10 protein-coding genes are annotated in these 13,542 nt (G+C 70.9%); 8 read left to right on the top strand and 2 right to left on the bottom strand.

What is annotated here, in order from left to right; genetic code table 11:
* Window positions 1–65: 65 nt before the first annotated feature.
* Window positions 66–680, top strand: a complete 615-nt coding sequence (locus Z052_RS08540; protein WP_049929571.1) for a hypothetical protein — start codon at window positions 66–68, stop codon at window positions 678–680.
* 47 nt (window positions 681–727) lie between these two features.
* Here the strand turns inward: Z052_RS08540 and Z052_RS08535 are convergent, their stop codons facing one another.
* Window positions 728–1,444, bottom strand: coding sequence for an SDR family NAD(P)-dependent oxidoreductase (locus Z052_RS08535; protein ID WP_094519779.1), 717 nt, complete (start codon window positions 1,442–1,444; stop codon window positions 728–730).
* Between the two features lie 154 nt (window positions 1,445–1,598).
* Here Z052_RS08535 and Z052_RS08530 point away from each other — a divergent pair, with 154 nt between their 5' ends.
* Window positions 1,599–2,537, top strand: a complete 939-nt coding sequence (locus Z052_RS08530; protein WP_094519780.1) for a carbohydrate kinase family protein — start codon at window positions 1,599–1,601, stop codon at window positions 2,535–2,537.
* Between the two features lie 70 nt (window positions 2,538–2,607).
* Here the strand turns inward: Z052_RS08530 and Z052_RS08525 are convergent, their stop codons facing one another.
* Window positions 2,608–4,134, bottom strand: a complete 1,527-nt coding sequence (locus Z052_RS08525; RefSeq protein ID WP_086215788.1) for a carboxypeptidase M32 — start codon at window positions 4,132–4,134, stop codon at window positions 2,608–2,610.
* 146 nt (window positions 4,135–4,280) lie between these two features.
* Here Z052_RS08525 and Z052_RS08520 point away from each other — a divergent pair, with 146 nt between their 5' ends.
* From Z052_RS08520 to acs (Z052_RS08495), 6 genes are all read left to right on the top strand, one after another.
* Window positions 4,281–5,327, top strand: a complete 1,047-nt coding sequence (locus tag Z052_RS08520) for a low specificity L-threonine aldolase (RefSeq protein WP_089307655.1) — start codon at window positions 4,281–4,283, stop codon at window positions 5,325–5,327.
* A gap of 159 nt (window positions 5,328–5,486) precedes the next feature.
* Window positions 5,487–5,843, top strand: coding sequence for a DUF2209 family protein (locus Z052_RS08515; protein ID WP_094519781.1), 357 nt, complete (start codon window positions 5,487–5,489; stop codon window positions 5,841–5,843).
* Window positions 5,840–7,198 carry a GTPase HflX gene (gene hflX / locus Z052_RS08510; protein WP_086215791.1) on the top strand — a complete coding sequence of 453 codons (1,359 nt, stop codon included), beginning with the start codon at window positions 5,840–5,842 and terminating at the stop codon, window positions 7,196–7,198. The genes Z052_RS08515 and hflX overlap by 4 nt, the downstream gene beginning before the upstream one ends.
* A 146-nt stretch (window positions 7,199–7,344) precedes the next feature.
* A complete protein-coding gene (gene acs, locus Z052_RS08505; protein ID WP_089307657.1) occupies window positions 7,345–9,306 on the top strand; it encodes an acetate--CoA ligase in 1,962 nt (653 codons plus the stop codon).
* 297 nt (window positions 9,307–9,603) lie between these two features.
* Window positions 9,604–11,397, top strand: a complete 1,794-nt coding sequence (locus Z052_RS08500; RefSeq protein ID WP_094519782.1) for a bacterio-opsin activator domain-containing protein — start codon at window positions 9,604–9,606, stop codon at window positions 11,395–11,397.
* Window positions 11,398–11,489: 92 nt separating this feature from the next.
* Window positions 11,490–13,484, top strand: a complete 1,995-nt coding sequence (gene acs, locus Z052_RS08495) for an acetate--CoA ligase (RefSeq protein WP_089307659.1) — start codon at window positions 11,490–11,492, stop codon at window positions 13,482–13,484.
* The last annotated feature ends 58 nt before the right edge of the window (window positions 13,485–13,542 follow it).

The raw sequence follows: 13,542 nt of genomic DNA, 5'->3' as shown, positions 1-13,542 counted from the left end.
CGGCGGAAACCGGCCGCGTTCGTGTCGACCAGAACGCATTTTAGAGTTGATTGTTATCAGACGGCATGGCAGTCGCTAACGAGACCGATCGCCGCATCGTCGAACAGGGGTTCGTCGATCGAGTCCAACACCTCGCCCGGGCCGCGAATCCGGCGTTCGCGGCCGGGAGCCTCCTCGTCCCGCTGGCGTTCCTCGGGGCGAGCCTCGCGCTCGGGAGCACCGAACTGCTCTTCTACACGCACGTCGCGGCCGGGGCGGTCTGGTTCGGGTTCGCGCTGATCTTCCCGGCGATCATCGGTCCGACGCTCGGTGGTCTCGGCGAGGAGGCGTCGGCCGCGGTCACGACGACGCTGGTGCCGAAGGCGGTCTTCTTCCTCGTCGGCTTCTCGCTGACGACGGTGCTGTCCGGAACGGTGCTGTTGACGCCCGACCTCGGCCTCGGCTACGGCTTCGGCGGCGCGTGGTCGGGGGCCGCGCTCGCACTCGGCTGGGGGCTGTTCGCGTTCGGGATCGCCGTGCCGCACCGGCTCCAGCTCAGCGCCTACTACGAGACGCTGTCGCCGGATCCGGACGCCTCGCGGCTCGAATCGATCGAGAAGAAGAACCTCGTCGTCGGACTGTTCGAGGGAGCGATGATGCTCGTGCTCATCGTCCTGATGACCGGGTTCCGGCTGGGATAAGCGCGGAGCGAGTGCGGGGACGGCCCCTTGGGGCGTCCGCGTCGCCCTCACCAAGGGACCCGCTCGCGGTCCTTCCAGAGTAGTCCCCCCGGGCTCCCCGGTGCGAACCTGGCGAGCCACACCGGGGTCTCGGCCCCTTTCGACGGCGGGCGGGGCGCACCGTCCCCGCCCATGTCAGTCCGAACCCACCCGGGGGAGGCAGCGTTGGCGATGAGTCCCCGATCGCCGTACTCCCCGTCGAGGTAGGCCGTCAACCCTCCGAGACCGACCTTCGACAGCCGGTACGGCGGATACTCGCCCTCCATTCGTCCCTCCGTGAAGCGTCCGAGGCCCGACGACATGGAGACCACGCGCCCGCCGGGGCCGTCCAGAAGCAGCGGCAGCGCCCGCTTCGTCAGCAGGACCGGGCCGCGGAGGTTCACGGCCATCGTCCGGTCGAAGTCGGCCTCGTCCATCTCGTGAAGCGGTCCCGACCGGGAGAAGATCCCGGCGTTGTTCACCAGAACGTCCAACGACCCCCGCTCTCGTTCGATCCGGTCGACCGCCGCCCGGATCTGCCCGTCGTCGGTCACGTCCAGTTCGACGGCGCGCTGGTCCGCCGCGGTGACGTCGTTCGGGTCTCTGGCCCCGGCGTACACGGTCGCTCCCAGTTCCGCGAGACCCGCTGCGATCTCGGCTCCGATACCGCGGTTCGCGCCCGTGATGAGGGCGACGTCGTCGGTCAGGTCCGGCTTGAGGTCGACCTCGGAATGCGGCTGCGACATATGGATCGGGGACGCCCTCCGGCCGGAAATATCCCACAGCCGGACGCACGCTCGGTCTCGGCCATGGGTGGCCGGATCGCGGGCGCGGCTGAGGGGGAATCGAGTGGATAGATTCATGCGGGTACCGCTACAGCGTAGCGAACACGGTGCGACAGTGAGTGACAGCGACCGAGGAGTGGCGGTCGTCGGCGACACGACGGTCGACCTCTACCCCACGGACGGCGGACCGATCGCGCCCGGGAGCGGCTTCGAGTGGCACGTCGGCGGCACGGCGACGAACGCCGCCCGATGGGCCGCTACGGCCGGCTGCGAGGTCGACCTCGTCACGAACGTCGGGACCGACGTGCTCGGGGCGGCCGCCGCCGGGGACCTCGCGAACGGCCCGGTCGGCACGGAACGCCTCGCGCGGGTCGACGCGCCGTCACCGCTGACGCTGTACGCCGGGGCGGCGGGCGACGAGGAATGGAACGCGTGGGTGGCCGGAAGCTGTTACGGGTTCACACCACCGGAGGATCCGGCGTCGTTCGCGGCCTCGTACGAGTGGATCCTGCTGGAGGGAGTCACGCTGCCGGCCGCGGTGAACGGGGCGACGGTCCGCCGCCTCGCCGCGGCGGCCGCGGAGCGCGGCACCCGCGTCGCGTTCGACCTCAACGGGCGTCCGAACCAGTGGTCGGGCCCGGAAGAGTACCGAGACGCGCTGCGAGAGGTCCTCCCGCGCTGCGACCTGCTGTTCGCCGGGACGGACGACCTCGCGGTGGCCGGCGTCGAGCCGACGCCGGCGGGCCTGCTCGAACTGCTCCCGGCGGACCACTCCGCGACGGCGTTCGTCACCGACGGCGGCGACGCGACGCGGGCGATGCGGATCGACGACGGGGCCGTCACGGAGCGCCTGACCGTCGCTCCCCCCTCGGCGACGGTTGCCACACCGGCCGGCGCCGGCGACGCGTTCGCGGGCGCTGTCCTCGCCGCGCGGCACGGCGGTGCGTCGGACCTCCGCCGGCTGGCGACGGTCGGCAACGCTGCGGGGGCGGCCGCAGTGGAGACCGTCGGCGCGTTCGACGCGGACGCCGCCGCGACGGACCGGTCGTTCTGACGCACGAGCGCGTCTCGCCGAGGACCGTCGACGGTGGTAGAAAAGCGGGTTCGGAGCGCTCGACGGCGCCTCAGATCCCGTACAGCTCGCCGTACTTCTCGTCGACGTAGTCGAGGAAGGCGTCGGCGGAGAAGTCCTCGCCGGTCGCGCGCACCACCAGTTCGTTCGTCTCGTAGCGGGCGCCGTGCCGGTGGACGTTCTCGCCGAGCCAGTCGCGGAGGTCGCCGAACTCGCCCTCGGCGATCTTCGCGTCGAGGTCGTCGATCTCGGCCTCGGCGGCCTCGAACAGCTGCGCGGCCATCACGGAACCGAGCGAGTAGGTCGGGAAGTAGCCGAAGTTGCCGTGGCTCCAGTGGATGTCCTGGAGACACCCCTCCGCGTCGTTCTCGGGACGGATACCGAGGTACTCCTCGTACTTGTCGTTCCAGACCTCGGGCACGTCCTCGACGTCGAGGTCGCCGCGGATCAGGTCGCGCTCGATCTCGAACCGGACGACGATGTGGAGGTGGTAGGTGAGCTCGTCGGCCTCGACGCGGATGAGATTGTCCTCGTACACCTGGTTGAACGCCTCGTAGGCGTCGCGGACCGTCGCGTCCTCAGTCTGCGGGAAGTGCTCCTGGAAGACGGGGAGGAACTCCTGCCAGAACGCCTCGCTCCGGCCGACGTGGTTCTCCCAGAGTCGCGACTGCGACTCGTGGACCGAGAGGTCGCGCGACGTGCCCAGCGGCGTGCCGAAGTGCTCCTGCGGGAGCCCGAGGTTGTACTGCGCGTGGCCGAACTCGTGGATCGTCGAGCCGACCGCGCCGAGCGGGTCGGTCTCGTCGAACCGGGTCGTCACCCGGCAGTCGAACTGGTTCCCGGACGTGAACGGGTGCGAGGAGACGTCGAGACGGCCGCGGTCGAAGTCGTAGCCGACGAGCTCGAGCGCCTCTCGCGAGAGCGACTCCTGCTCGTCCTCGGGGAAGGTCCCCTCGAAGGTGTCGACGGCGAGGTCGACATCGGACGCGCGGATCTCCTCGATCATCGGGACGAGCGCCTCGCGGAGCTCGGTGAGGATCGACTCCGCGCGCTCCATCGAGAGGCACGGCTCGAACTCCTCGAAGAGGACCTCGTAGGGGTCCCGGTCGGGATCGATGTGCTCCGCGTACTCCCGCTTCAGCTCGACGTGTTTCTCCAGGTACGGCGCGAAGGTCTCGAAGTCGTTCTCGGCCTTCGCCTCCTCCCACGCCTGAAGCGCCTCGGAGCCCGTCTCGGAGATCTCCTCGACGAGTTCGACCGGGACGGCGTCGGCGCGCTCGTACTCGCGGCGGACCTCCCGGACGACCGCGGCCTGCTCGTCCGTGAGGTCGGCGTCGTCGAGTTCGTCGAGCAGTTCGCCCGTCTCGTCGGCGGTGACCATGTCGTGGTGGACCGAGGAGAGCGCCGAGAGCTGCTTCGACCGCGCGGGCGTGCCGCCCTCGGGCATCATCACCTGCTGGTCCCAGCCGAGGACGCCGGAGGCGCTCCCGACCGCGTTCCACCGCTGGACGCGGTCGAGGAGCGCGCCGTAGGCGTCCGGTGCGTCGGCTGCGTCGTCTGTCGCGGCTTCCGTTGCCATACGTTACGGATCGATCTCGGTCAATAAGAAGGGACCGAACGCGGAACCGACCGCGCCGAGCGCGGATCTTCCGCCCCGTGTTCGCTGCGCCGCTCGCTCGCCGAGCGCGGGATATATGCCCGGCGCCGCGGTAGGGCCTACAACAGATGTCCGACGACGAGTTCATCGACCTGCGGTCCGACACCGTCACGACGCCCTCCGAGGAGATGCGCGACGCGGCCGCGACCGCCGAGGTCGGCGACGACGTGTACCGCGACGACCCGACGGTCAACGAGTTAGAGCGCCAGGCCGCCGACGCGGTCGGCACCGAGGCCGCGCTGTACGTCCCCTCTGGGACGATGGCCAACCAGATCGCGGTCCACGCGCACACGGAGCCGGGCCAAGAGCTCCTCTTGGAGCGCGAGTCGCATATCTACCGCTGGGAGCTGGCGGGGGCGGCGAAGCTCTCCGGCGTCCAGACGCGGACGATAGACGCCGGCGAGCGGTGCGTCCCGACCCCCGAGGCGGTCCGTGAGGGGCTCGTCGACGAGGACCTCCACCGCCCCGGGACCGGTCTCCTCACCGTGGAGAACACCCACAACTACCGCGGCGGGATCGCGGTCCCGGTCGACCGGATCGCGGCCGCGGCCGAGGCCGCCCGCGAGGCCGACGTGCCGGTCCACCTCGACGGCGCGCGTGTCTTCAACGCCGCGGTCGCGCTCGGCGTCGACGCGAGCGAGATCGTCGCCCACGCCGACAGCGTCACGTTCTGTCTCTCGAAGGGGCTCGGCGCCCCGGTCGGCTCGATCCTCGCCGGCGACGAGGCGTTTATCGAGGACGCCCGCCGGGTCCGCAAGCTGTTCGGCGGCGGGATGCGCCAGGCCGGGATGATCGCCGCGCCGGCGCTCCGCGCGCTGGAGAACGTCGACCGCCTCGCGGAGGACCACGCAAACGCGGAGCGGCTCGCGGCCGGCCTCGACGCGCTCGACGGCGTCGACGCGCCCGCGCCGGACACGAATATCGTCGTGGCGGACACCGAGGCGGCCGGCATCCCGGCCGAGTCGCTCTACGCGGCCTGTAAGGACGCCGGCGTCGGCTGCGTCGAGTTCGACGACTACACGACGCGGTTCACGACTCACCTCGACGTCGACGAGGGCGACGTCGACGAGGCGGTCGACCGCGTCGCGGACGTCGTCGACAGCCTCCGGAACTGACCGTGCCGTTCGGGCCGCCGGGCCGCTCTGCGCGGCGACCCACGAAAACGTTCAACTCGACGGCCCACGTACGGACTCGCATGGACGCACGAGCAGTCGACGCGAACGCGCGCGCCGGTCGAACGGTGGTGGACGGTTCCCGCCCCTGAGGTCGTCGGCGTGGACATCAGCGGCCGTCACGAGGAAGACGGCGAGTACCTGATGGTCGCGGCCGCGGTCCACGCGCGGATCGACTCCTCCCGGGTCCGCTCCGTGGAAGGGATGGGGTTCGCCGCCGCGCGCGAGGGGCCGACGCTGGAGGCGACCGTCGCGCTCGCTGCCGACGCGGTGGGCGACCTCCCCGCGCCGCCCGACGGTCCGATCGTCGCCGAGGGCGGCGAGTTCTACGAGGAGCCGGCCGACCGCGTCGGACTCAGCTTCCAGCCCGAGTTTAAATACGTCGAGAGCATAGGCGAGCGCGAGACAGTGCAGGCAGCACACCACGCCGCGTACGCGGTCCGGGACCTCCTCCGATGAGCGACGGCGCCGGAGTGGGGGCGGCCGACGCCGACTCAGGAACCGACGGACGCCGAGCGGTCGTCGCCAAACGCGTCGACTCCGGTGCGGCCGACCTCTCCGAGATCCGTCAGTTAGCGGCGGCGGCGGGCTACGACGTGGTCGGCGAACTCACCCAGACCCGGACCGAGGATGCCGCGTTCATGTTCGGCGAGGGGAAGGTTGCGGAGCTGCGAGACCTCGTCCGGCGCGCCGACGCTGACGCGGTGATCATCGACAACGACGTGGGGCCGTACCAGACGTTCAACGTCGGCGGGAAGCTCCCCGAAGGCGTCGAGGTGGTCGACCGATTCACGCTCATCCTCGAGATATTCGGCCAGCGCGCGAACACGCGGAAGGCGCAGCTCCAGGTCGAGCTCGCGGAGCTTCGCTACGAGCTCCCCCGGGCGGAGGCGAAGGCGAGCCTCGCGAAGCGCGACGAGCGCCCCGGGTTCATGGGGCTCGGCGAGTACGACGAGAGCGTCGAGCGCGACATCAAACGACAGATATCCGAGATCCGCGACGAGCTGGCGTCGATCGCGGAGAAGGAGGAGGCGCGCCGCGAGCAGCGCCGCGACTCCGGCTTCGACCTCGTCGCGCTCGCGGGGTACACCAACGCCGGGAAGTCGACGCTGATGCGCCGGCTCGCGGACGAGCTGGCGGTCGACGAGAACGCCGAGCGTCACCGCGACCTCGACACCACCGCGGAGTCGCAGGACATGCTGTTCACGACGCTCGGGACCACGACGCGCCGGGCCGAGATGGAGAAGCGCGACGTGCTGCTGACGGACACGGTGGGGTTCATCGCGGACCTCCCCCACTGGCTCGTGGAGTCGTTCGAGTCGACGCTCGACTCGGTGTACCGCGCCGACCTCGTCCTCCTCGTCGTCGACGCGAGCGAGCCGGTCGAGGCCATGCGCGAGAAGCTCGTCACGAGCCACGACACCCTCTACGAGCGCAACGAGGCCCCGGTCGTCACCGTGTTCAACAAGATCGACCGGCTGGAGCCGGGAGCGCTCGCCGACAAGCGCGCCGCGCTCTCCGGCGTCGCGCCCGACCCGATCGCCGTCTCGGCGAAGACGGGCGCCGGGGTCGCCGAACTCCGCGACCGGGTCGAGGACGAACTTCCCGACTGGGAGCGCGAGCGGCTCGTCCTCCCGGTCTCCGACGAGGCGATGAGCCTCGTCTCGTGGGTCCACGACCACGGGTACGTCGCCGAGGAGACGTACGCGGGCGACCAGGTGACCGTCGACTTCGAGGCGAAGCCCTCGATAGTCGCCCGCGCCCGAGCGAAGGCTGCCGAGATGGCGGCGGCGCCCGCCGAAGAGTCGGCCTGACCGCCGCGGGTCGGGCGCTCGCCGAAGACCGTCCGACCGCCGCCCGGCCCCGCGCAGACCGCTCCGGCCGGACCGTCCTGCCCGGACCGTTTCGCCCGGCGAGCGGTCGGACAAAGTATACGTTCCTCCGCGGGCCATCACGTGGTATGGACGACTCCGGTGGCGGGGGGCGGCTGACAGACGGCGACGAGGACGTCGTCCCGCCGCCGGCCGACTTCCTGGAGCGAGCCGCCGCCGATGACCCGGGTGTGTACGAGCGGTTCGAGCGGGAGGGGCCTGACGCGTGGCGCGCGGCGGCCGACCTCCTGACGTGGGACCGCGAGTACGAGACGGTCCTCGACGACTCCGAGCCGCCGTTCTACGAGTGGTTCCCGGACGGGCGGCTCAACGCCGCGGCGAACTGCGTCGACCGCCACCTCGACGACCGCCGGAACCAGCTCGCGATCCGGTGGTTCGGCAAGCGCGGCGAGCGCCGGTCGTACACCTACCTCGACCTCCACCGCGAGGTGAACGCGGTCGCGGCCGGGCTCCGCGACCTCGGCGTCGAGGAGGACGACGTGGTCACGCTGTACCTGCCGATGGTCCCGGAGCTACCGATCGCGATGCTGGCGTGCGCTCGCATCGGCGCGCCGCACAACGTCGTCTTCGCGGGGCTGTCCGCGGAGGCGCTCGCGACCCGGATCGACGCGGCCGACTCCGAGTACCTGATCACCTGCGACGGCTACTACCGCCGCGAGGACGCGTTCAACCAGAAATCGAAGGCGGACAACGCCCGGATCCGCGCCGAGAGCGAGCTGTCGGCCGCCGTCGTCGTCGATCGCCTCGGCGACGAGCTGGCCGTCTCGCTCGGCGACGACGAACACGAATACGGCGCGCTCGTCGACGCGCACGACGGCGAGACCGTCGAGCCGGTCGCCCGGGACGCGACGGATCTGCTGTTCGTGATGTACACCTCGGGCACGACCGGCCGGCCGAAGGGGGTCGAGCACGCGACGGGCGGCTACCTCGCGCACGTCGCGTGGACGACGCGGAAGGTCTTGGACGTGCGCCCGGACGACACCTACTGGTGCGCCGCCGACATCGGCTGGATCACCGGGCACTCCTACGGGGTGTACGGCCCCCTCGCGACCGGGACGACCACGGTGCTGTACGAGGGATCGCCCGACTACCCCGACCGCGACCGCGTCTGGGACCTGATCGAGCGCAACGCGGTGAGCGTCTTCTACACCTCACCGACCGCGATCCGGTCGTTCATGAAGTGGGGCGCGGAGTACCCCGAGTCGCACGACCTCTCGTCGATCCGCCTGCTCGGGACGGTCGGCGAGTCGATCACGCCGAAGGCGTGGCGCTGGTACCGCGAGCACGTCGGCGGCGGCGACGCGCCGGTCGTCGACACGTGGTGGCAGACTGAGACCGGGGCCATCGCGCTTGCCACCCTCCCCGGGATAACCCCCATGAAACCGGGGAAGGTCGGCCCGCCGCTGCCCGGGATCGACGCCCGCGTCGTCGACGAGGACGGCGAGCCGGTCGATCCCGGCGAGTCCGGGTACCTCGCGCTCGCGTCGCCGTGGCCCGGAATGTTGCGCGGGCTCCGGGAGGGCGACGAGCGCTACCTCCGGGAGTACTGGCTCAGGGGCGAGGACGGCTGGCGCTACCGGACCGGCGACGGCGCGACCGTCGACGAGGACGGCTACGTCACGATCCTCGGTCGCGTCGACGACGTGATCAACGTCCGCGCCCAGCGGTTCAACACCGGGGAGCTGGAGGCGGCCATCGTCGACGCCGACGGCGTGACCGAGGCCGCCGTCGTCGGCGACGGCGACGGCCGCATCGTGGCGTACGTGACGACGAAGAGCGGCGTCGAGCCCGACGAGGGGCTCCGCGACGCCGTCGCCGACCGGCTGGCGGGGGCGGTCGGCGACGTGGCCCGCCCGGACCGGATCGTGTTCACCCCGGAACTTCCGAAGACGCGCTCCGGGAAGATCATGCGACGGTTGCTGGAGGACATCGCCCGCGGCGAGGAGTTCGGCGACGTGAGCGCGCTCCGGAACCCGGAGGTCGTGGGCGAGATCGAGTCGACCGTCAGAGACGAGAACAGCCGGCCGTAGTTTCGGTCGCCGCCACCCGCCCGCGACGCCGGCGAACGTTCCGCACCGGTCGGCTTCCGTCTGCTGCCACCGACCGTACAGCCACTTTTGCCGCGTCGGCGTGTCGGGATGTCGGGGCGGGATCGCGTTGGCGAGGGTGCGGGCGGAAGTATTTCGGGAATGCGAGCAGATGCGAAGTACTTCTCCGGAACGTCGTTTCCGAACGGAGGAATCTCGCGACGACGCGGTAGCTCAGGGGACCGAGACCCGCGTTTCCGGAACAGTTTTGTTTCGGCTTCTTATTGGTTCACGAAACGAATGGTCGACGGACTCGACGCGGACGCCTACGACGCGCTCGTCACCGCCGCGGAGACGTATCGAGCGGCGCTCGTCGTCAGGCTGGCGGGCGAGGCCGGCCTCCGGACGGAGGAGATAACCCGCGTCGCCCCGCGACACCTCCACGAGGCGGAGTCGGGCGCCGGCGCGCGGCTCCTCGCGGTACCGGCGGCCGAGGACGGCGAGCGTGAGGACGGAGACGGGGCGCCGCCGGCCGACATCGACGAGCGGATCGACCGCGAGACCGTCGTTCCGGCCTCGTTGGCCGCCGACCTCGACCGGTACGCGACGAGCGAGGGGCTCGGCGCGGACGACCCGTACGTCGACGTCTCGCCCCGCCGGGTCCAGATGATCGTGCGCGAGACAGCGGCGCGAGCGACGAATCGCACCGACGCCGCCCCCGAGGAGCGGGTCACGCCGAGCGCCCTCCGGAAGACGTTCGCCAGACGGCACCTCGTCGACCGAGATGTCGACCCGCGCGCCGTCCGCGACGCCGGCGGCTGGGAGTCGCTCGGCACGCTCGACCCGTACCTCGACCCGCTCGACGGGGAGGCGCTGGCGGCCGCCCTCGCCGTCGACGCCGGCGCCGACGCCGACGCCACCGTCGGGCGGACCGGGACGACCGTCCTCCCGGGGTTCGAGGCGCTCACTGAGTCCGGGCCGTCAGACCCCGTCGCCGCCGTCGCCGCCGGGCTGACCGAGGCGGACCGCTGGACAGAGGCGTGGTTCGCCCGTCGGGCGGTCGGGGGCGAGCGGGTCGAGATCGCCGCGACCGCGGGCGTCGACCGGGCGACGCTCGCGGAGCGCGACGTGTCCGCGCGGGGCCCGTGGCAGGACGCGATAGCCGACGAGGCGCCGGTCTCGACCGACGGCCGACAGGAGACCGGCGGCCGGCCCGCGGTCGCGGTGCCGGCGGCCTACGAGGGCGCGGTCCACGGCGCGCTCTGCGTCGTCGCCGCCGCCGCAGACCCGGTCGACGACGCGGAGACGCGTTCGCTCGCGGTCCTCGGACGCTGCCTCGGTCGGCTGATCACCGCGGACCGGTGGCGGGAGCTGCTCCACTCCGACGCGGTCACCGAGGTCGAGTTCCGCGCGACCGACGACGGCGCGTTCCTCGCCCGGGCGAGCGAGCGGCTGGACTGCCGGATCGAACTGGCCTCGACCGTCGACGTCGACGACGAGGTCTCCCGGGCGTACCTCTCCGTCGACGGGGCCGGTCCGCAGGAGTTCGCGACCGTCGTCGAGGAAGTCAGGGGCGTCTCCGACTTCCGCGTGATCGAGACCCGGGAGGACGGGTGTTCGGCGTCGGTGCGCCTCGCGGGCGGGTCGCTCGTGAGGGCGCTCATCGACCACGGGGCGACGGTGCGCGACGCGTCGGCCGCAGACGGGCGGGTCCGCGTCGTCGCCGACTTCCCGGAGGGAACGAACGTCAGGCCCGTCGCCGACGGGCTCCGCGACCGGTTCGCGGGCGTCAGGCTGGCGAGCAAGGAGTCGGTCGCGCGCTCGCCGCGCACGGAGTCGGCGCTGCGGGACGGGATCGCCGACCGGTTCACCGACCGCCAGTGGGCCGCGCTGTCGGCGGCGTACCACGGCGGGTACTTCGACTGGCCGCGCGGCAGCACGGCCGAGGAGGTCGCCGACGCGATGGACGTCTCCTCCCCGACGTTCCACAACCACCTCCGAAAGGCCCAGCGCGCCCTGCTCGACGGCGTCTTCGAGGAGGACGGAGATCGGGCCTCCCGCGAGGACGGGAGGATCGTCGGCGCCGACGAGTAGGGGTCGAGGGCGCCTCGCCGGGGTATCCATCACGATTTTTCGTATTTAGCGTCAGCGTTTATATGGTGATATTGGTTGGATACGACCGTACCATGACAGAGGGAGACGGCCAACTGGAAGCGAGATTAGCGGAGCAAGAGGTGTTCGAGCCGTCGGAGTCGTTCGTCGAGCAGGCGAACGTCTCCGACCCGGAGATATACGAGGAGTTCGAGGAGAACTGGCCGGAGTGTTGGGAGACGGCCGCCGACCTGCTGGAGTGGGAAACCGACTACGACCGGGTGCTCGACGACGACGACCCGCCGTTCTACGAGTGGTTCACCGGCGGCGAGCTGAACGCGTCGGCGAACTGCCTCGACCGACACCTCGACGACCGCGGCGACGAGGTCGCCATCGAGTGGGTCGGCGAGCCCGTCGACGAGGACGACCGCTCGTACACCTACGAGGAGCTCCACCGCGAGGTGAACGAGTTCGCCGCCGCCCTTCGGGAGCAGGGCGTCGAGGAGGACGACGTGGTCACGATGTACATGCCGATGATCCCGGAGCTGCCGATCGCGATGCTGGCGTGCGCTCGCATCGGCGCGCCCCACAGCGTCGTGTTCGCCGGGTTCTCGGCCGACGCGCTCGCGACGCGGATGAACGCCGCGGAGTCGGAGTACCTCGTCACCTGCGACGGCTACTACCGCCGCGGCGACCCGCTCGACCACCTCGACAAGGCGAACGAGGGGCTCGCGGGCGTCGACCACGACACCACGACCGTCGTCGTCGACCGGCTCGGGCCGAACGGCGACGACTTCGGTCACGACCTCGGCGGCGACCAGCTCGACTACGGCGACCTCGTCGCGGCCCACGAGGGCGCCGAGGTCGAGCCCGTCACCCGGGACGCCGAGGACATGCTGTTCCTGATGTACACCTCGGGAACCACCGGGAAGCCGAAGGGCGTGAAACACACGACCGGCGGGTACCTCTCGTGGGTGTCGTGGACCTCGCAGTCCGTCCTCGACATCAAGCCGGATGACACGTACTTCTGCTCGGCCGACATCGGGTGGATCACCGGTCACTCCTACATCGTCTACGGGCCGCTCTCGCTCGGCACGACGACGATGATGTACGAGGGGACGCCCGATCACCCCGAGCAGGACCGGCTCTGGGAGATCGTCGAGGAGTACGAGGCGACCCAGCTGTACACGGCGCCCACGGCGATCCGCGCGTTCATGAAGTGGGGCGCGGAGTACCCCGACCGTCACGACCTCTCCTCGCTGCGCCTGCTCGGCACGGTCGGCGAGCCGATCAACCCGCGCGCGTGGAAGTGGTACTACCAGCACATCGGGGACGAGGAGTGCCCGATCGTGGACACGTGGTGGCAGACCGAGACCGGCGGGATGATGGTGACCACGCTGCCCGGCGTCAAGGACATGAAGCCCGGCGCCGCGGGACCGCCGCTGCCGGGGCTCGACGTTCAGATACTCGACACGCTCGGCGAGGAGGTCGAGCCCGGGAAGGCGGGGTACCTCACGGTACAGAAGCCGTGGCCCGGCATGCTCCGGACGCTGTACAACAACGACGAGCGCTACATCGAGGAGTACTGGGCGGAGTACTCCGACACCGACAGCGACGACCCCGACGACTGGGTGTACTTCCCGGAGGACGGGGCGAAGATCGACGAGGACGGCTACATTACCGTCCTCGGCCGCGTGGACGACGTGCTCAACGTCTCCGGCCACCGGCTGGGGACGATGGAGATCGAGTCCGCCATCGTCGGGGTCGAAGGGGTGGCGGAGGCGGCCGTCGTCGGCGGCAATCACGACATCAAGGGCGAGGCGGTGTACGCCTACGTGACGACCGAGGACGGCTACGAGGGCGACGACGAGCTCCGCGACGCGATCGTCGCGGGCGTCGAAGACGCCATCGGCCCGATCGCCCGACCCGAGCAGGTCGTGTTCACGCCCGACCTGCCGAAGACCCGATCCGGGAAGATCATGCGCCGCCTGCTGGAGAACATCGCCGACGGCAAGGAGCTCGGGAACACGAGCACGCTTCGGAACCCCGAGATCGTCGAGGAGATCCAGCAGAAGGCCGACGCCGAGTAGCGCTCGGCGCACCGTTTTTGATCCGTCTCAGCCACGACCACGACGGACGACGCGACGG

The sequence above is a fragment of the Halorubrum sp. C191 genome, assembly GCF_002727095.1.
Lineage (GTDB): Archaea > Halobacteriota > Halobacteria > Halobacteriales > Haloferacaceae > Halorubrum > Halorubrum ezzemoulense.
The sequence above is the reverse complement of the archived record's forward strand: the minus strand, read 5'-3'. Positions and strand labels throughout refer to the sequence as shown.

What these genes read in the sequence shown, in the direction of transcription:
- Z052_RS08540 (WP_049929571.1), top strand. Translation starts at nt 66, where the DNA reads ATGGCAGTCGCTAACGAGACCGATCGCCGCATCGTCGAACAGGGGTTC.
- Z052_RS08535 (WP_094519779.1), bottom strand. Translation starts at nt 1,444, where the DNA reads ATGTCGCAGCCGCATTCCGAGGTCGACCTCAAGCCGGACCTGACCGAC.
- Z052_RS08525 (WP_086215788.1), bottom strand. Translation starts at nt 4,134, where the DNA reads ATGGCAACGGAAGCCGCGACAGACGACGCAGCCGACGCACCGGACGCC.
- Z052_RS08520 (WP_089307655.1), top strand. Translation starts at nt 4,281, where the DNA reads ATGTCCGACGACGAGTTCATCGACCTGCGGTCCGACACCGTCACGACG.
- hflX (WP_086215791.1), top strand. Translation starts at nt 5,840, where the DNA reads ATGAGCGACGGCGCCGGAGTGGGGGCGGCCGACGCCGACTCAGGAACC.
- acs (WP_089307657.1), top strand. Translation starts at nt 7,345, where the DNA reads ATGGACGACTCCGGTGGCGGGGGGCGGCTGACAGACGGCGACGAGGAC.
- Z052_RS08500 (WP_094519782.1), top strand. Translation starts at nt 9,604, where the DNA reads ATGGTCGACGGACTCGACGCGGACGCCTACGACGCGCTCGTCACCGCC.
- acs (WP_089307659.1), top strand. Translation starts at nt 11,490, where the DNA reads ATGACAGAGGGAGACGGCCAACTGGAAGCGAGATTAGCGGAGCAAGAG.